Genomic DNA, 16103 nt, shown 5'->3' with positions numbered 1-16103 from the left:
ACCTATGGCTCACGAATCTGACGGAGAAGAACGGCTGCGGACCAACTCGCCCGGGACCGCCTATCCGCCAGAAGCGCCAGCCCCTGCTTCATCCGGTTCGCCGGCCGGCCAACCCCCGGTGCCTCCCCCCACCCAGCATGCACCCCCGCCGCGGCCTGGCTTGTCCTATTCCGCCCCCGCACCCATCGCCGTCATCCCGCCCGCGCCCGGCACCATCAAGCACGGCCGGACTCTGTGGCTTGTCAGCTTCGTGGCCGGCCTTGCCGTCCTGGTGGGCTCCTTCCTGACCCGCGACGGGCACCTGGAGCGGCTCCGCGGTGTGGTCGAGCAGATGGCCCCCGGCGGCGACGCTGACGCCGTGACCACCGCCACCGGCATCGTCTTCTGGGGTAGCGGAGGGGCGTTACTGCTGGCGATCCTCCTTGAGGCAGCGATGCTCGGGGTGGTGCTGGGCCGGCAGGGCTGGGCCAGGTGGGCCCTCATCCCGTTGCTCGCGGGCCACGCACTGGTGATGATCGTCGCCACCGCGTTCCTGGTGCCCGAGGGCGACGGCGCCAGTTACGTCCTGCTGCTCTGGGGCGCCGAGCTCCTCCTGGCCTTTATTGGGCTGGTGATGTTCTTCCTGCCCTCGGCCAACGCCTGGTTGAGGTCCAGCCAGCCCACCGGCTGATCAGCGGCGGTGGGGGGTTAAGCAGTCTGGCGGAGGCGCTGGCGTTGGCGGGCGGATGATTCCGCAAGGACGCCCTCGCAGCTGCGGATGACTATCCGGCAGGCATCCAGCGCCGCCCGGTCCGTCAACGGGTTCTCGGCCACGGCACGCCACCGGAGCAGGAAGCGGCGGGCCTCGTCCGCGAGGTCGTCGGGGCTCGCGTCCTGGTCCAGCCCCAGCCGGACATGCGGTGCAGCGCCCCAGCCGCCGATCAGGCCCTCCGCTTCGGTCGTCAGTTCGTTGCTCAGCGGCACGCCCGTGGTCCGGAGGGCAGCCAGCAGGCGCAGTTCCCGGAACTCGTGGGCGTTGACCTGCAGCCGTTCCAGGGCCGCTGCCAGCTGCCCGGTGTCGGGCCTGGGTGATGTGCGCAGCAAGGATTCCACTCCCACCAGGGCAGTCCGGGCCTTCAGTGCCTCGGCCCGTGCCTGGAATTGGCGGTTGAGGAGGTCAAGCAGCGGATCCAGCCCGCTGCGCCGGGCGAGCTCGTGCGCCAGCGGAGTGGGTTCATCGAACCCGTTCCGGATCAGGACCACGGCCAGGCGGATGCCGAACAGGCCGTACCTGGCCAGCAGTGACGTTCGCGCTTCCGCCGTCAGCGCTTCGGGTGCGGTGGACCGGAGGAACCTGTCGGCCGAGAGCAGCATCTTTTCCCGGTCGGCGCGGTCCAGGCCCGCCAGCAGTTGCAGTGCGGCGAAATCCTGCTGGCGCATGGTCCGGGCGCTCTGGGCAAGGAGGCCCGCCACAGGGACAACGCCCAGAGCCAGCTTCCGCAGGTTGTGGTCGCGCCGGTACCTCTCGGCGATTTCGCCCGCGGAGAGCAGTGAATCTATGCGTCCTGCGCCTACTTCATCTGCCCGCGACAGGACAGCGAGCGCGTTGACCGTACCCGAGCGGCCTGCTTCGGTGTCCCGAAAGGACTCGAGGAACCGAAGGTCCGATGCGTGCATGTGGCGCATCAGGTAGATGATGGCGTCCGCTTCCGACGGGGTGTCCCCAGGTGTCAGGAAGCTGGTGGAGCGTGCGGACACGTCCTCCGACAGGGAGGCGATGCCGGGCGTATCAATCAGGGTCATAGTCTTCAGGGTTGGCGACGGCCATTCGACGTCCAGCCGCGCCACATCCTCGGCCTGCACGTCCCCGAGCACGAACACCAGGCGGCCGTCCACGCGCTTGAGCGGCAAAACCCGGGGGTCTCCGTCTTTGGGGTGCAAAGTGATGCGTGGGGTGTGCCCATACCGGTACCAGGTGACAATCCGGGTGCACTCCCCCGTGTCCGTGGGCGCGATCTCCTCACCGATGATGGCATTCAGCAGGGTGGACTTGCCCGCTTTCACCATGCCGGCGATTGCAATGCGGAGCGGCTCGGCGAGCCTGCGGGCGTACGCGTGGAGCGCCTCGGCAGCTGCGGGGTCGTCGCCGTAGACCTTCAAAGCCTCCTGGACCAGGCCGGCAGCTCCAGAAACGGTTGAACCGGTCATCCTGCGCCCACTGAGGTCAGTCTTTTGGTTCCGGCCACTTCGGCTGCCACCGTTTCTGCTGCCCGGTGAAGGGCGTCGACTTTCTTGAGCTCTGCCTTGATCTCACGGATCCGGACGTCCTTTTCCAGCGCGTAGGTGGTGGCGGCCTTTTGTGCCACGGTCACCGAATCGGTCAGGGAGCGGTGGTGTTCCTCGGCGATCTCCGTGAAGTGGTCGCGGATGGAACGCTGGACCAGCCGCAGCCGGTCTTTCAGCTGCTTGCCCACCTGGAACGTCACGTCGTCGATTTGCCGCCTGACCAGGGCCTTGGCCTCGCCCTGCCGGCGCTTGAGCCGCGCCTCCTTGTCCTCCCGGTACGCCTTGCGGCCGAGCAGCAGGCCGGCGCCGACGGACAGCGGATTGATCAGCGCCATGCCGAAGATGCCGGTCAGGAGGCCGAACATCAGCACGCCACCATAGGACCCGCGCATGCCGATCAACACCTTTTGCATGGGGTTGATGCGCCCGTCCTCCATGCCCGGCATGGCGTCCACCGGATCCAGCGCGTCACCGGAATCGGAAACCCGCATTACCGGCAACGTGACTTCGTCGGCCGCGAAGTGTTCGGCCACCTGGGCTGCCAGCCACTGGGCCCGCTCGTTGGTCCATACGAAAGTGTCGGAAATGGCGGCGGCTGCACACTCCTCCAGCCACTTGGAAAACTCATTCCACGTGGGCCCCGGGTCACCCTGGTCGATGGCTGTTTCAGCCTCCCGCTGGATGCGGCGGAGACGGTCCCGGAGGTCGTATTCCATGTCGGCGATGAGGTCGCTGATGCCGTCGTTGAGCGTGATCTGCCAGCGGGCCGAGCGCTTCCGCAGGTCGTCCGCCTCAGCCCTGGCCAGTTCCAGCTGGGCGATCATCTGGGGCGTACCTGACGGGTTCTCCAGCGCTTCCAGCTCGGTCTGCAGGGAAAGCCGAAGGTTCTCCGTGACCGAGAGCAGGTCCTGGCTGACGGAACGGCGCTGCAGGCGCTGCGCCTTTCCCACAATTTCTTCGCGGAGGTGGGTCACCAGGCGTGGGAAGCCGGATTCCTCATTCAGCTCGTTGTCCTGAAGCCGCGCCGCCTCGAGGCGGAGGTCCGAGGAGACGGGAAAAAGCGGGATGTCCGGTGCAACTTTGCTGAGATGGGTACGGTCTGTTTCCTCCACCCGGCGCCAATCCGGGTAAAGATCCGTCTTGGACAGGACACCCACAACGCTGGGGGTGATCCGCAGCGCCTGGCGGAGGAAACGCAGTTCCGGCTCGGTGTACTCCTGGGAAGCATCGGAAACCAGGAGCATGGCATCAGCCGTGGGCAGTGCCGTAAGGGTGGTCAGGGTGTGGGAAGAACCCATTCCGCCGACGCCGGGTGAATCGATGACGGTGAGCCCGCCGGTGAGGATCTTCCGGGGCAGGTAGACCTCGGCGGCCACAAGCTTCTTGCTGTTTCCAGGATTGCCCTGCTCTGACACATAGGCAGGGAGGTCGGCGAGGGGAATCGGCTGGCGTTCAACACTGGTTTCGTCACCACCGTCGGTCTCGGCTTTGGGGACCAGGATGGCCGCCGACGCCGGGTCGCCGTGGCGGACCACTGTGGGGACGGAGGTGGCAATGTCGTCGTCCACGGGGCAGGCCGGTGCGTTGACCAGCGCGTTGATGAGCTTGCTCTTGCCTTGCTTGAACTCCCCCACCACGATGACGCGGATGCTCGGATCCTTGAGCCTGCCCAGGGTCTGGTCCAGGCGCTTGCGGAGGTCCGCCCGGTCACCGGTGCTGACCAGGTGAAGGCCATGTTCCACCAGCCTGATGAGCTGGCCAGCGGTTGCCGGTGTTGTTGGTTTTGCCGGTCCTGCTTCTGCCACAGCGTGTCCTTTTGGTTGAGCCCCGAATTGGAACGTGGGATGGGTCGGGAAGAGCCCGGCAGGAGGTGGATGCCTCCTGCCGGGCTTTCCTGACTGGACCGGTTACTAGCCCGCCGTGGCCTCGGCTTCGTCATCAGCGAATGCGAGGTTGTTGTCCTCCACGTTCACGTTGGTGGAGTTGTCCTCGGTGAACTCGAGTTCGTTGTCAGCGACAACAACGTTGTCCTCGACGTTCGTGTACTCGACTTCGTTGTCCGCGACGACGACGTTGTCCTCGATGTTCGTGACAGTCGTCTCCGAGTTGTCGTTTCCGGAGTCATTGATGGAGTTGTCCGAGTTGTCGGTTGCGTTACCGACATTGTCGAAGTCGACCTCAGTGTTGCCGGAATCATTGATGGAGTTGTCCGAGTTGTCCGTGTTGCCGACATTGTTCAGGTCGGCATCGATCTCAATTTCCGTCTCTTCCTCGTTGAACGAGTCGTTGATGGAGTTGTCGTTGCCGGAATCCCGGATGTCGAGCTCGGTGGAGTTGTCCACGCTGTGATCGTCGTTGAACGAGTCGTCGATGTCGGCATCCACGTCCACGTCGGTATTGAAGGAGTCGTCGATGTCGGTCTCTTCGTTGCCGATGTTGACGTCGCCACCGGCGCGGATGGAGTTGTCGGTGGAGTTATCCGTCGAGTTGTCCGTGTTGTAGGAGTCCTCGATGTTGTTGGAGTCCTCCACGTCCGCGTCGTCGCCGGCAGCGATGGCACGGTCACCGGAAGCCACAACGGAATCGTTGTCGAACCACTGCGTAACGTCGCCGTCTGCCCAGATGTTCTGGTTCACGGACTGGTCCGTGATGGTGTCGCGGTCGTCCACCGTGGAGGTGTAGGAGTAGTTGTTCACCACGTGGTGAAGCTGCTGGACGGCGTGGGCGTGGTCGTCGCCGCCGTTGTTTCCGCCGCCGTGGCCATGTCCGCCACCGTGGTGGCCGCCGCCGTGGTTACCGCCGCCGGTGCTGCCGCCGCCGCCGTTGTGATCGGTGCTGGCCCGGTTGCCGCCCGTGTTGTACTCGCGGTCAAAGCGGGAAGCGTTGATGGTGACGGGAGCGTAGTCCAGGACTACCGGCATTGCGGCGTCAACGTCTGCCGAGCAAACCTTGCCCAGGCCGTGGTCATCCAGAACCTTCTCCGGGTCATCCAGGAAGTCCTGGGCGGCCTGACGGTCTCCGAAGAGGTGCATCAGGAACTGAACGAGATCGTTTGCGAGTGTCATTTGATGGTCCCCTAGTTTCTCTGTGTTGAGGTTCGCCGGGCGTCGTTGCCGGGCTTGAATCAAACGTATGGGCCCGGTACATGACCGGGCATCGGGCCGATTCCCCCTACCGGCAGTCCCCCTCATCGGGAACTGCCGGACCCCCGGTTAGGGGCATTAGGGGCTTACTCCTGAGGTGGATTTTCCGCGCTCAGGGCAAGGCGCAGCCTGGCCAGCAGGTCAGACCGGTTTTCGGCTCCCAGGCGCCGGCGCATGCGGGCAATATGGTGTTCGGCAGTGCGTGGGGAGATGTAAATGGATTCGCCAATCTCCCTGTAGGTCTTGCCTTCAAGCACCAGCCTGGCCACTTCCTTTTCACGCTCGCTGAGGCCCATCCCGTCCGGATGCATTCCGTTGCCCGCCTCCGCAGGAGCTGGCCGGGCCTCCGCTGAACCCGATGTTCCGTTGGCGGCGGAACTTCCCTGGGGATGCAGGTCGCGGGCGCAGGACAACAGACGCACCATGTCCTTGCGCTCTTCCGCCTTTGCCGCCGCGTGGCCGGCAAGCCGGGCGCCCTCCCAAGGCATCCCCACCCTGCCCAGGCCCCTTGCCGCCGACTCAACTTCAGCGGGGCGGAACCTGTCCGCCAGCACCGAAACCCAGGCCTTTCCGGCCGTGGCCAGCACCGCAGCCAGGTGGCTGTGGTTAGCAGCCCGGGCCAGTGCTGCCGCATGGGGGGCGAGGTTCGCCGGGCTTTCACTGAGCAGTGCCGCCTGCACGGCGGCCCAGTGGAACGGCACGGCCCACAGCGGTGGATCGCCAAGGCGCCCTAGCAACTGGTTCGCCTCATCGATGTAGTGCACCAGGCGGCGGGTCTCCCGGAGCCGGGCTGCCGCGATCATCAGTTCACCCCAAGGCAGGAGGCTGTAGAGGTCAACAGTCGCATGGAGCATCGCTTCGCGGGCGCGTTCCCAGGCCTTTATGAGCTCGGGTACGTCACCGTTGCGGCGGGCGAGGCCCACTTCCAGCGCCGAGCACAGGAACTCATCCCTCGGCACCAGCGGCCAGTGGTTCGTTTTCGAGGCCTCGTTGATGGCCAGCCGGGCATCCTCCAGCTTGTCCTGCATCATGGCCGACCATGCCTGCAGGAGGAAGAGCCGGGGCTTGGACGCATTGCCGCCCTGGCCCGCCGCAGCCGCGGACCGGCAGACGGTTTCCGCCAGGTGTGGCTCCCCGCTGTGCAAGGCCATCAGGGCGGCCAGGGCAGCAGGAGTCTCCGGCATGGGACGTGCGGCACCGGCCGCGTTGAGCATGTCCGAGGCATGGATCAGGATGGGAAGCCCCTGGTGCGGATCCGCCGCCAGGGATTCCATAATGCCCTTGCCCGTCTGGGCAAGAGTGGTGGCCAGGAGCGTGGGCGAGGCCGGCGGGGCGTCGGCGCGGAACAGTGCCTCGGCTCCAGCGCGATTGCCGCAGCCAACCAGGGCGACGGCGGCGAGGGGTGCCGATTGCCCGATCCGCGAAGGCCCCAGCCAGCTGTAGACGTCCGCGCTACGGGCCAGCATGCCACGCTGGGCCCAAACGGCCGCTGAAACGTCTGCACCTCGGCGGACATCCGGCGGATCGTCCTGGACCAGGAGGGTGTCGATAATACGCGTGGCAGTGTCCAGGTCCCCGTCACCAGCGGCGGCCTGGGCGCGCCGCGCGGCGGTGGCAATCTCGTCGGCGCCGGCCAGCAGGGCCTCGTCGTAGAGCTGGTACGCCAGCCCCGGATCATGCTCAAGGGCCTTGTTGCCCGCATGCTCCAGTTCCGCAGCCACACGCGGATCGGCCAGGCCGCCCCGGGCCAGTTCCCGGGCGAAATCACCCAACGGCTGGCCCTCATCGGCATAGACGGATACGAGCTCCCGCTGGAGCGCGTGCACCTTGGCGGTGGGAGTCACGGTGAGCAACGCATGCTGCGCCGGCCCCACCACGGTGCCGTCAGCGGTCAGCAAGCCAGCGGATTCTGCCCTTTGCACCAAGGCATCCAGGCCGTCTACCTCGCCGCCGTCAATCCTGCGCTGCAGGTCCGCCGGCAATGGTCCCGGCAGGGCAAAACCCACCGACAGCGCCAGCAGCAGTTCCCGCACTGCGGCGTTCTCGCCCTTGAGCTGCCTGGCCATGAGCTCTGCGGCGTGGGGCAGCTGCCCCTGGTGGTTCAATTCCCCATGGAGGTAGGCAGGCTCCTGGTCTCCGGTCTGATGGCCCACCATGCTAGGCCACCGGTCCCGTCGTCGTGGCCGTCTCCGACGGAGCAGGATCAGCTGGCGGTGCAGGCGCTGGTTGCGGGTCTTGCGTCACTGCCGTCGGCTCCGGCTCAACCACCGGGGGCGGGGTCCCGGTATCCGTCGGCTGCGGCTCAACCACCGGGGGCGGGGTCCCCGTGTCCGTCGGCTGCGGCTCAACCACCGGGGGCGGCGTCCCCGTGTCCGTCGGCTGCGGCTCAACCACCGGGGGCGGCGTCCCCGTATCCGTCGGCTGCGGTTCCACTACAGGCGTCGTCGGGTCGGTGGTGCCCGGCGTCGTCGGCTCGGTGGTTCCGGAGCCCAGGGTCGGGGTTCCGGTGGGATCAGTGGTGCCACCCGCCGCCGCGCCTCCCGTCCCCGTGCCCGGAGCCGCAGCACCCGTGCCGGTGTCAGAACCAGCGGCGCTGCCCGTGGACGTTCCGCCCCCGGCGCTTTTCTCCGCGGTTGCACTGGCCGACGGCCGGCTGGTGGGCGAGGCCTCGACGTCGAGCCCTGCCTTCTGCGACGCTGCCGGCTTCTTCACTCCGGCTTCAATGCCCGCCAGCGGCGCCTGGGCATCGCCTGCTGTTCCTGCTGCTGCGGCCCCGGCTCCGCTTCCTGTGCCCCCGCCCGAGCCGGCCGCAGCTTTGCCGTCGTCAGCGCCCGCCTCCGGGACGAAGATGGACGTCAAGTTGTTGAAACCATCGGGGCTTTGGGCGGCGGTGGCCGTCAGCACGGTGAACATGGCTGCGGCGGCCGCGATGGCAGTCAGCCGCACCGTCGGCCTCGGAGCATGCGCCCCGCCGTGGTGTCCGTGCCCGGGCCCATGGACCCCAGCGGCACCGGCCGCCGTCGAGCCCTTGCGGGACCAGCTGGCCAGCCGGACCGGGACATGCCCGTCCTCCGTGGCAGGATCCGGGACGGAATCCGTGGCTGGGGCAAGAGCCGCCGCGGCGCCGGCGTCCGCCTCCGCAGGAGCATCGTCGGGCTGTGCCAGTACGGCAGACACGGCCGCGCCCAGGCAGATGGATGACTTGGGATCGGCGTCGACGGCGATGGGCCGGTCAAGCTGCTCCGAGATCAGCTGCGCTACCAGGGGGATCCGGGAAGATCCGCCAATGAGCAGGACGGCGGTGAGATCCGCGGGCTCCAGCTCCAGCTGCGCCAGCGACTGTTCCAGGGCGTCCACGGTATCGCGGATGGGTTCCTCGATCAGCGCCTCGAACTCGGAGCGCACCAGGCGGACCTGCTGCTGGATGCCGGGAAGGAGCACAGAGATGCTGGCCTCGCTGTCAGAGGAGAGTGCCTCCTTGGCTTCGACGCACTCCCGCCGCAGCCGGGCCAGCGCCGCAAGGACACCCGGGTCTTCGGCATCAAGGCCTGCCAGTGCTCCGCCGGTGTTCCCGACCACGTAGCGGAACACGGCGGCGTCGAAGTCGGCGCCGCCCAGGTCCTCAATGCCTTCCGGCCGTCCCAGCGCCTCAAACCGGTTGCTGCCTGATTTGCGGAGGACAGCGGTGTCGAACGTTCCGCCTCCGAGGTCGTATACGGCTACCGTGCTGCCATCCTCCACACGGACCTGCGAGGCGTAATGCAGCGCTGCCGCTTCCGGTTCGGTCAGCAGCGTGACGTTCTCCAGCCCTTTGGCGGCGAGGGCGTCCCGGATGACGGACGTCCGGTGGCTGCCCCAGGCGGCGGGGTGCGTCAAGATGATTTCCGACGGCGGCGCCCCCTCGCGCTCTGCCGCGCGGTCCACCACCCAGCGGGCCATGGTGGCGAAGACGTCCTCGGGCGGAAGGGAGAGCGTGCCTACCGAGATGGGCACGGAGTCGCCGACGCGGCGCTTGAACTCACGCACAACGCGCCCGGGGAAATCGAGACCGCGGCGTTCCGCAGCCTCCCCCACCAGGATGGGTCCTTCCTCGGGGTAATACACCACGGAGGGCACGGCTGATCCGCGAAGACCCAGTGGCAGGCACTCCGGGACTGGCTTGACTCCTTGGTGAAAACGGACAACGGCGGCTGCCGTGAAACTGGTCCCGACGTCAACGGCGAGCACGTAGTTCATGGGGTACCTCAGGAAAACTTGCGTTTCGCCTGCAAGCTTCATCACGGGCGAACGTCACCAACGTAGCATCACCGGCGGACCGGGAACACCCCCATTGCTACACCGATTTGTTATTTACCCAAGGCACCCCGGGTGTTCAAGAGAATCCCCTGCTCAGAGGCCCGAGTACGAGTGGAGACCGTTGAAGAACTGGTTCACGATGGTGAAGTTGAAGATGACGCACAGGTATCCGACGATCGAAAGCCAGGCGGCCCGGTTGCCGGTCCAGCCACGGGTTGCCCGGGCATGCAGGTAGCCGGCGTAAACCACCCAAATGACGAAGGTCCAGACTTCCTTGGTGTCCCAGCCCCAGAACCGGCCCCAGGCCTTCTCCGCCCAGATGGCGCCGAACATCAGCGTGAAGGTCCAGCCAATGAAGGCGATCGCGTTGATGCGGTAGGAGAGGTTCTCCAGGCTGAGCGCGGACGGCACCAGGCGCATGAAGCCGAGCTTGTCCGCGCCGCCTGCTGCAACGGTCTTCTGTCGGTGGGACTGGACCAGCTGCAGGGCGGACATGGCGAAGGTCAGCGTGAACAGCGCGGAGGAGAGCACGGCGATGGAGACGTGGATGATCAGCCAGTAGCTCTGCAGGGCGGGAACCAGGTGCCCAACCGGCGTCCAGTAGGCCACGGAGGCGGCCACCAGCATGATGATGGCCAGGCCCACCACGAAGGTTCCCAGGAACCGGAGGTCACGCCGGATCAGCACCAGGAGGAACACGGCAACCGCCACGAACGCGCCGGTGGTGAGGAACTCGTACATGTTGCCCCACGGAACGCGTCCGGCGCCCAGGGCGCGGGTCACCACGCCTGCGCCGTGGATCAGCGCACCCAGGACCGTCAAGGCTACCGCCACCCGCGCCGGCGCCCGGCGTTCCGCCGCGTACTTCATGTCGGCGTCGGCGGTAATCACGCCCCCGGCCGCCTTGACCGTGGACGACGACGGCCGCTCGGCCCGCCCGGCCGGCCCGCCAAGGCGGGACTCGGCCGGGCGGGATCCGGCGGTCGCGGACTCTGCCCCTGCCCCGGCTGCTACCGGAACCTTGACGGCCTGTTCGGCCTGCGCGGCCTTGAGGTCGATGGCCCGCAGCGCCTTGCTGCTCTTTGCAAGGTCCCAGGCGAAGGCGATGAAGGCGACCGTGTAGGTGCCCGCCGCGAGCAGCATGAAGAGCTCGCTGAACTGGCCCATGGTCTCGTTGATTCCAAACGGCATTACTGGTCCTTTTCGGGCCCGAAGGGGCCTGCTGGGGTGGTGGGGGAAGTAGTTTCTGCGGGCGGATCCGGGGTGAGCTGCCACTGCTCGGACAGCAGCTTCCGCAGTGCGGCTGCTTCCGCAGCCAGCCGGTGGTCCTCCCCGCGGGCCAGGAGCCCATACTCGACCATGGTCCTGCCGTCTTCGTGGGTTCCGGTGCGCACCCACGCGCGGCGGCGGTTGACGTAGAGGGAGAGGATGAGGCCGGCGACGGCGAGCAGCGCAAAGATCAGGGCATAGAGCTGGCCGGGGTTGTGGTGGATGTCCACGCCGATGTACCGCTTCACGCCGTCGAAGCTGATTGAGCCCTTGCCGTCCGGCAGGGTGTACGACGTGCCGGGCGCCAGGGTGATGCCCCCGGCGTCAAGGTTCCGGGCGTTAAGCGGCGTGAGGTCCTCTACATCGAGTTCGAAGACGTTCTGCGGGGCGCCGTCGTCCAAGCCAAGGTTTCCGTAGTAGGAGTTCAGGGTCAGCTGCGGGTTGAAGAGCTCGGGGTCGCCGCTGAAGGACACACCCTCGTTGCTGACGAAGGCCGTGGGGAGGAAGAAGCCGGCGAAGCCCAGCTGGTCCGGCCTGGCATCGGGAACCTTGATGACCACGGACGAGTAGTAGTTGTCCCCCTGCAGCTTGGCCACCACCGGCCCCTGCATGGCGATGTTGCCGTCGCCGTCCCGGATGGTCACCACCGGCGCGTAGCCGTTGCCCGTGAGGTAGATGCTGGTGCCGCCCAGGCTGACGGGTTCGTTGACCTTCAGGGTTTCCTTTTTCGCTGGCGCGTCCGGGTTTTCCTTGGTGGTCACCGCGGCAGCGAAGTCGATGGGCTGGCCGAACTTCCCTTGGGACTCCCGGTCAAAGGTGATGTCGAACTTATCCAGCTGGATGGAGTATGGCTGCAGCTGGCTGGGCTGGAAGTTGGTGCCCGGATTGAACTGGTCGTAGCCCACCAGGGTGTTGACGAAGGTGTCACCCTCGACGAGGATGCGCTGGCCGCTGTAGCCGAACAGTCCGCCGGCGGCTACGGAGACCAGCACGCCGATCAGCGACGTGTGGAAGACAAGGTTGCCCACTTCCTTCAGGAAGCCCCGCTCGGCACCCAGGGACGGCCGCGCGCCGTCGTCGTCCCTCACCTCAACCCGGTAGCCGCGCTTCCGCAGCAACCCGGCGGCGCTGTGGATGGCGTCCGGCGCCGGGATGCCGGCCGAGGCGGGAATCACCAGTGTGCCGTACTCGGGGAGGCGGGAGAGACGCTTGGGGGTACGCGGCGGGTGGGAACGCATCGCTTTGTAGTGGGCGATGGCGCGGGGCACGACGCAGCCGATCAGGGAGATGAACAGCAGGAGGTAAATGGCCGAGAACCAGGCCGAGGAGTACACGTCGTACAGCTGCAGCGAGTCCAGCAGCTTGCCGTAGTCGGGGTTGTCCTTGATGTACTGGGTCACCACGGCGGGGTTGGCCGGGCGCTGCGGGAAGAGTGAGCCCGGGACCGCAGCCACAGCAAGGAGCAGCAGCAGGAACAGGGCCGTCCGCATGCTGGTCAGCTGGGTCCACGCCCAGCGCAGCATTTCCTTGGGGCCAAGGGCCGGCAGCGCCGCGTCAGCCTTGGCCTCTGACACTGTGGTGCCGGCCGGGGACTTCTTCTCTACGTTCACACGCTCGCTCATCAGATAGGCAACTTCACGTCGGTCTGGAACCAGTACTGCAGCTCCGTCACCCAGGTCCCCCACACGCCGCTGGCCATCAGCAGGCCCAGCACCACCAGGATGCCGCCGCCGATGCGCTGGATGGCCAGGCGGTGCTTGCGGAAGAACGCCATCACGCCCATGCCGCGGCGCAGCGCCAGGGCGATCAACAGGAACGGGATGCCCAGCCCCAGGCTGTAGACGAAGGCCAGGAACGCTCCCTTGGCGGCGGAGGAGCCCCCGGAGAGGCTCAGCAACTGGACAGCGGAGTAGGTGGGCCCGATGCACGGCGCCCAGCCCAGCCCGAAGGTCAGGCCCAGCAAGGGGGCGCCCCAGAGGCCGGCCGGGGGTTTGGCGTGGATTTTGGCGTCGCGCTGGAGCCAGCTGAAGCCGCCCATGAACACCACGCCCATGACGATCACCAGCACCCCAAGGAGCTGGGTGATCCAGGCGTTCTGCGAGCCCGTGATCAGGGTGCCGAGCTGTCCGAATGCGCCGCCCAGGAGCACGAAGATCACGGAGAAGCCCAGGACGAACAGCCCGATCCCCACCAGCATGCGGCCGCGCTTCTGCTTCTGCAGGTCCACTCCGCTGAGACCCGTGACGTAGCCCAGGTAACCGGGAACCAGGGGCAGGACGCAGGGCGACAGGAAGGAAACCAGCCCGGCCAGCAGGGCCACGGGAATGGCCAGCAGCAGCGAACCGTTCAGGATGGCTTCGGCGAAGGGACTGTTCACGGCGCGCTACTCTGCCACGGCAGCGGTAATGAGGGCCTTCAGGGTGCCCTTCTGGATTTCCCCCAGGACGCGGGACGCCACACGTCCCTGCTTGTCCAGCACCAGAGTGGTAGGCACGGCGCCGGGCGGGACCAGTCCGGACACGGACAGCAGGACGCCGCCGTCCTTGTCGTCGAAGCTGGGGTAGGTCAGGTTGAATGTCTTGTCGAAGGCCTCGGCGGTTGCCTTCTCGTCGCGGAGGTTGACGCCGAAGAACTGGACGCCCTGGTCCTTGAACTCCTGGTGAAGCTCCTCCAGGATGGGCGCCTCCACCCGGCACGGCGCGCAGGCCGCGAACCAGAAGTTCAGCACTGTCACCTTGCCCTGGAAGGCAGCCGGGGCCACCGCGGTCCCGTTGAAAAGCGTGCCGTTGATCTGGACGGGGGACTTGCGGTCAGCAGCGGCGAACTCCGTGACGGAGCCGTCCCCGGCCACGTAGTTCTTGTTGTCCCCGGCCTTGGCCTGCTGCGCCAGCGCGTCTTCTTGGGCACAGCCGGAAAGTCCCATGGTCAGCGCGGTGAGGGCCAGGCCGCCGGCAGCGAGGAGGCTGCGCCGGGAACTGACGGGCCCTTTGCCTGCCGCGGTATTCCTGAAATTGCTGTCGGTCACTACTAGGCTCCAGGGGTGCTTGCCGCACCGGGAAGAAGGGACGCCGCAGGCTCGCTGTACTGGACGCGCACGAGCGTGCCGGCGTCGTCGAATACCAGCGACGTGATGGATGTCAGGGTGCATTCGCGTTTCCGCGGGTCATGCCACAGCGGCTTGCCCTCAGCGTTGAGGCGGGTTGCCCAGATGGGAAGCTGGTGGCTGACCATGATTGCCTCGGGTCCGGCGGCGCCGAAGTCCCCGTCCGCCAGTTCGATGGCCCGGAGGCGCGCTTCCTGGACCGCTTCCATCACCCGCGAGGCCTGCTGCTTGTACGGCTCGCCCCAGGACGGGCGCAGGGGGTTGACCAGCCGCGGCCAGTGCTTTGGCCGGCGCAATTCGGCCTTGGTGACCTTCATGCCTTCGAAATAGTTCTCAGCTTCGATGATCCGCTCGTCAGTGTGGATCTCCAGGTGAAGCGCCTCAGCCGTGGGGGCCGCCGTTTCCTGCGCCCGGTCCAGGGGCGAAGCTGCCAGGTAGGTAATCCGGGCGCCATTGGCGGCGCACTGGCGGAAGTGCTCGGCGAGCATGCGGGCCATCTCCCGCCCCAGCTCGGAGAGGTGGAATTCGGGCAGCCTTCCATACAGGACGCCGTCCGGATTATGGACTTCGCCATGGCGGAGCAGATGGACAGTGGCTTGGGGCATGTTTACCAGTTTCTCAAAGATGGCCTGCGATCCGAAATTTTCTACATCCAGTAGAACTGAAGTTTTTGAAGAAATGTTCCGAAGGCGGGAACAAAAGATGCAAATGCATGTTTATACTGGATGCAGCAAGATAGTTGAGACTTCAACAGATGAAGGTTCAACGGACATCGTCAACCGGCACGCAGAATCAAGGAGCACACCATGGCACTTCCCACAGACATCACCACCGGCACCTGGACCCTCGACAACTCCCACAGCGAGATCGGCTTCACTGTCCGGCACGCAGGCATCAGCAAGGTCCGCGGCCAGTTCACCGAAGCAGCCGCCACCCTGGAACTCGGGGAGGACGTGGCTGATTCGAAGATCGCCGCCACCATCAACACGGCCAGCTTCGATTCCGGCGACGCCAACCGCGACGGCCACGTAAAGGGCGAGGACTTCTTCGACGTTGAGAAGTTCCCCGAGATCTCCTTCGTCTCCAACGGGCTGGTGGCCAAAGGCAACAGCTACGAGCTGAACGGCGACCTCACCATCAAGGGCGTCACCCGCCCGGTAACCCTGGAGACCGAGTTCAATGGCGTGGCCGTTGACCCGTTCGGCAACACCCGCGCCGGCGTCTCCGCCGAGACCACCATCAGCCGCAAGGACTTCGGCCTCACCTGGAACGCGGTCCTCGAGACCGGCGGTGTCCTGGTCAGCGACAAGGTTGCCATCAACCTTGAACTGGCCTTCATCGCCCCGGCAGCGTAACCAGTTTCCCGGGAAAACCTCCTGCATCGGCTCAGGCCGGCGCCGGAGGTTTTCCTTTAAAGCGCACAGACTTTCCTGTACCCGCAAGCCTGCCCCTGCCCCTGCCCCTGCAGTCCGGGACTACAGTGAACGGCATGAGCAACCCTTCCCCGCAGCCGCAGGGCGGCCTGGGCGCGCTGTTTTCGGTGGCGGGCCGGCCGACCGAACTCAAGGTTTCGTTCTGGATCTGGTTCGTCGGGGGCCTCCTCGGCCTGATGGGCGGACTGCTGGCGATGCTGGCGTCCCTGGTGCTCTTTGCCGCCGCGCCTGGCACCGCTGCAGCCGTCCTCGCACTGATGTTGCTGGCCGCTGCCGTGGGGGCGGCGCAAATGGTTTTCGCCGTCAAGATGAAGGCCGGCAGGAAGTGGGCGCGGCTGGCCCTGACAGTGCTGGCCGGCATCACCTTGGTCCTTGCCGGGATTAACACGGCGTCGGGCCTTGGGCAGGGCGCAGGTAACTGGACCGCTTTCCTTATCAGCCTGGGCGCAACGGTGTTGATGTGGGTGCCGAAGGCACAGGCGTGGTTCGCCGCCGCCCCGGCGCGGAATACCTCCCCAGAATGACCCACAAGGCGGCAGCCCGGGGGTACGGTGGACTTAAGCCATGCTGGGGGTCGGCACAGGACCGCTCCCG

General features: G+C 66.5%; 13 protein-coding genes. 3 read left to right on the top strand and 10 right to left on the bottom strand.

Annotated elements, in window-relative coordinates:
- Positions 1 to 4: 4 nt before the first annotated feature.
- On the top strand, positions 5 to 670 hold the full coding sequence (locus tag AC5RUU_RS16110; protein WP_493976204.1) for a hypothetical protein: 666 nt from the start codon (positions 5 to 7) through the stop codon (positions 668 to 670).
- Between the two features lie 17 nt (positions 671 to 687).
- Here AC5RUU_RS16110 and AC5RUU_RS16105 read toward each other — a convergent pair whose 3' ends face one another.
- The 10 genes from AC5RUU_RS16105 to AC5RUU_RS16060 form a co-directional block, all read right to left on the bottom strand.
- Complete coding sequence (locus AC5RUU_RS16105) at positions 688 to 2187, bottom strand: dynamin family protein (protein WP_493976203.1); 1500 nt, start codon at positions 2185 to 2187, stop codon at positions 688 to 690.
- Entirely contained in the window at positions 2184 to 4070 is a 1887-nt protein-coding gene (locus tag AC5RUU_RS16100; protein WP_493976202.1) for a dynamin family protein, read from the bottom strand. The genes AC5RUU_RS16105 and AC5RUU_RS16100 overlap by 4 nt, the downstream gene beginning before the upstream one ends.
- Before the next feature lie 105 nt (positions 4071 to 4175).
- Positions 4176 to 5330, bottom strand: a complete 1155-nt coding sequence (locus AC5RUU_RS16095; protein ID WP_493976201.1) for an IniB N-terminal domain-containing protein — start codon at positions 5328 to 5330, stop codon at positions 4176 to 4178.
- A gap of 164 nt (positions 5331 to 5494) precedes the next feature.
- A complete protein-coding gene (locus AC5RUU_RS16090) occupies positions 5495 to 7564 on the bottom strand; it encodes a LuxR C-terminal-related transcriptional regulator (RefSeq protein WP_493976200.1) in 2070 nt (689 codons plus the stop codon).
- Between the two features lies 1 nt (position 7565).
- A complete protein-coding gene (locus AC5RUU_RS16085; protein ID WP_493976293.1) occupies positions 7566 to 9644 on the bottom strand; it encodes an Hsp70 family protein in 2079 nt (692 codons plus the stop codon).
- 153 nt (positions 9645 to 9797) lie between these two features.
- A complete protein-coding gene (gene ccsB, locus AC5RUU_RS16080; protein ID WP_493976199.1) occupies positions 9798 to 10895 on the bottom strand; it encodes a c-type cytochrome biogenesis protein CcsB in 1098 nt (365 codons plus the stop codon).
- Positions 10895 to 12595: a cytochrome c biogenesis protein ResB gene (gene resB / locus AC5RUU_RS16075; protein WP_493976198.1), complete on the bottom strand. Its 1701-nt coding sequence runs from the start codon at positions 12593 to 12595 to the stop codon at positions 10895 to 10897. Before resB ends, ccsB begins: the two co-directional genes overlap by 1 nt.
- Positions 12595 to 13350, bottom strand: coding sequence for a cytochrome c biogenesis CcdA family protein (locus tag AC5RUU_RS16070; protein ID WP_493976197.1), 756 nt, complete (start codon positions 13348 to 13350; stop codon positions 12595 to 12597). The genes resB and AC5RUU_RS16070 overlap by 1 nt, the downstream gene beginning before the upstream one ends.
- Before the next feature lie 6 nt (positions 13351 to 13356).
- Complete coding sequence (locus tag AC5RUU_RS16065) at positions 13357 to 13896, bottom strand: TlpA family protein disulfide reductase (RefSeq protein ID WP_493976292.1); 540 nt, start codon at positions 13894 to 13896, stop codon at positions 13357 to 13359.
- Between the two features lie 104 nt (positions 13897 to 14000).
- Positions 14001 to 14681 (bottom strand): histidine phosphatase family protein, encoded by a 681-nt coding sequence (locus tag AC5RUU_RS16060; RefSeq protein WP_493976196.1) that lies wholly within the window; start codon positions 14679 to 14681, stop codon positions 14001 to 14003.
- 201 nt (positions 14682 to 14882) lie between these two features.
- On the opposite strand from AC5RUU_RS16060, the gene AC5RUU_RS16055 reads away from it, so the two are divergent.
- Together AC5RUU_RS16055 and AC5RUU_RS16050 are read left to right on the top strand one after the other, a co-directional pair.
- A complete protein-coding gene (locus tag AC5RUU_RS16055; RefSeq protein WP_493976195.1) occupies positions 14883 to 15431 on the top strand; it encodes a YceI family protein in 549 nt (182 codons plus the stop codon).
- Between the two features lie 134 nt (positions 15432 to 15565).
- Positions 15566 to 16033, top strand: coding sequence for a hypothetical protein (locus AC5RUU_RS16050; protein WP_493976194.1), 468 nt, complete (start codon positions 15566 to 15568; stop codon positions 16031 to 16033).
- The last annotated feature ends 70 nt before the right edge of the window (positions 16034 to 16103 follow it).

It is taken from the genome of Arthrobacter sp. K4-10C (genome assembly GCF_059090085.1).
The sequence above is the reverse complement of the archived record's forward strand: the minus strand, read 5'-3'. Positions and strand labels throughout refer to the sequence as shown.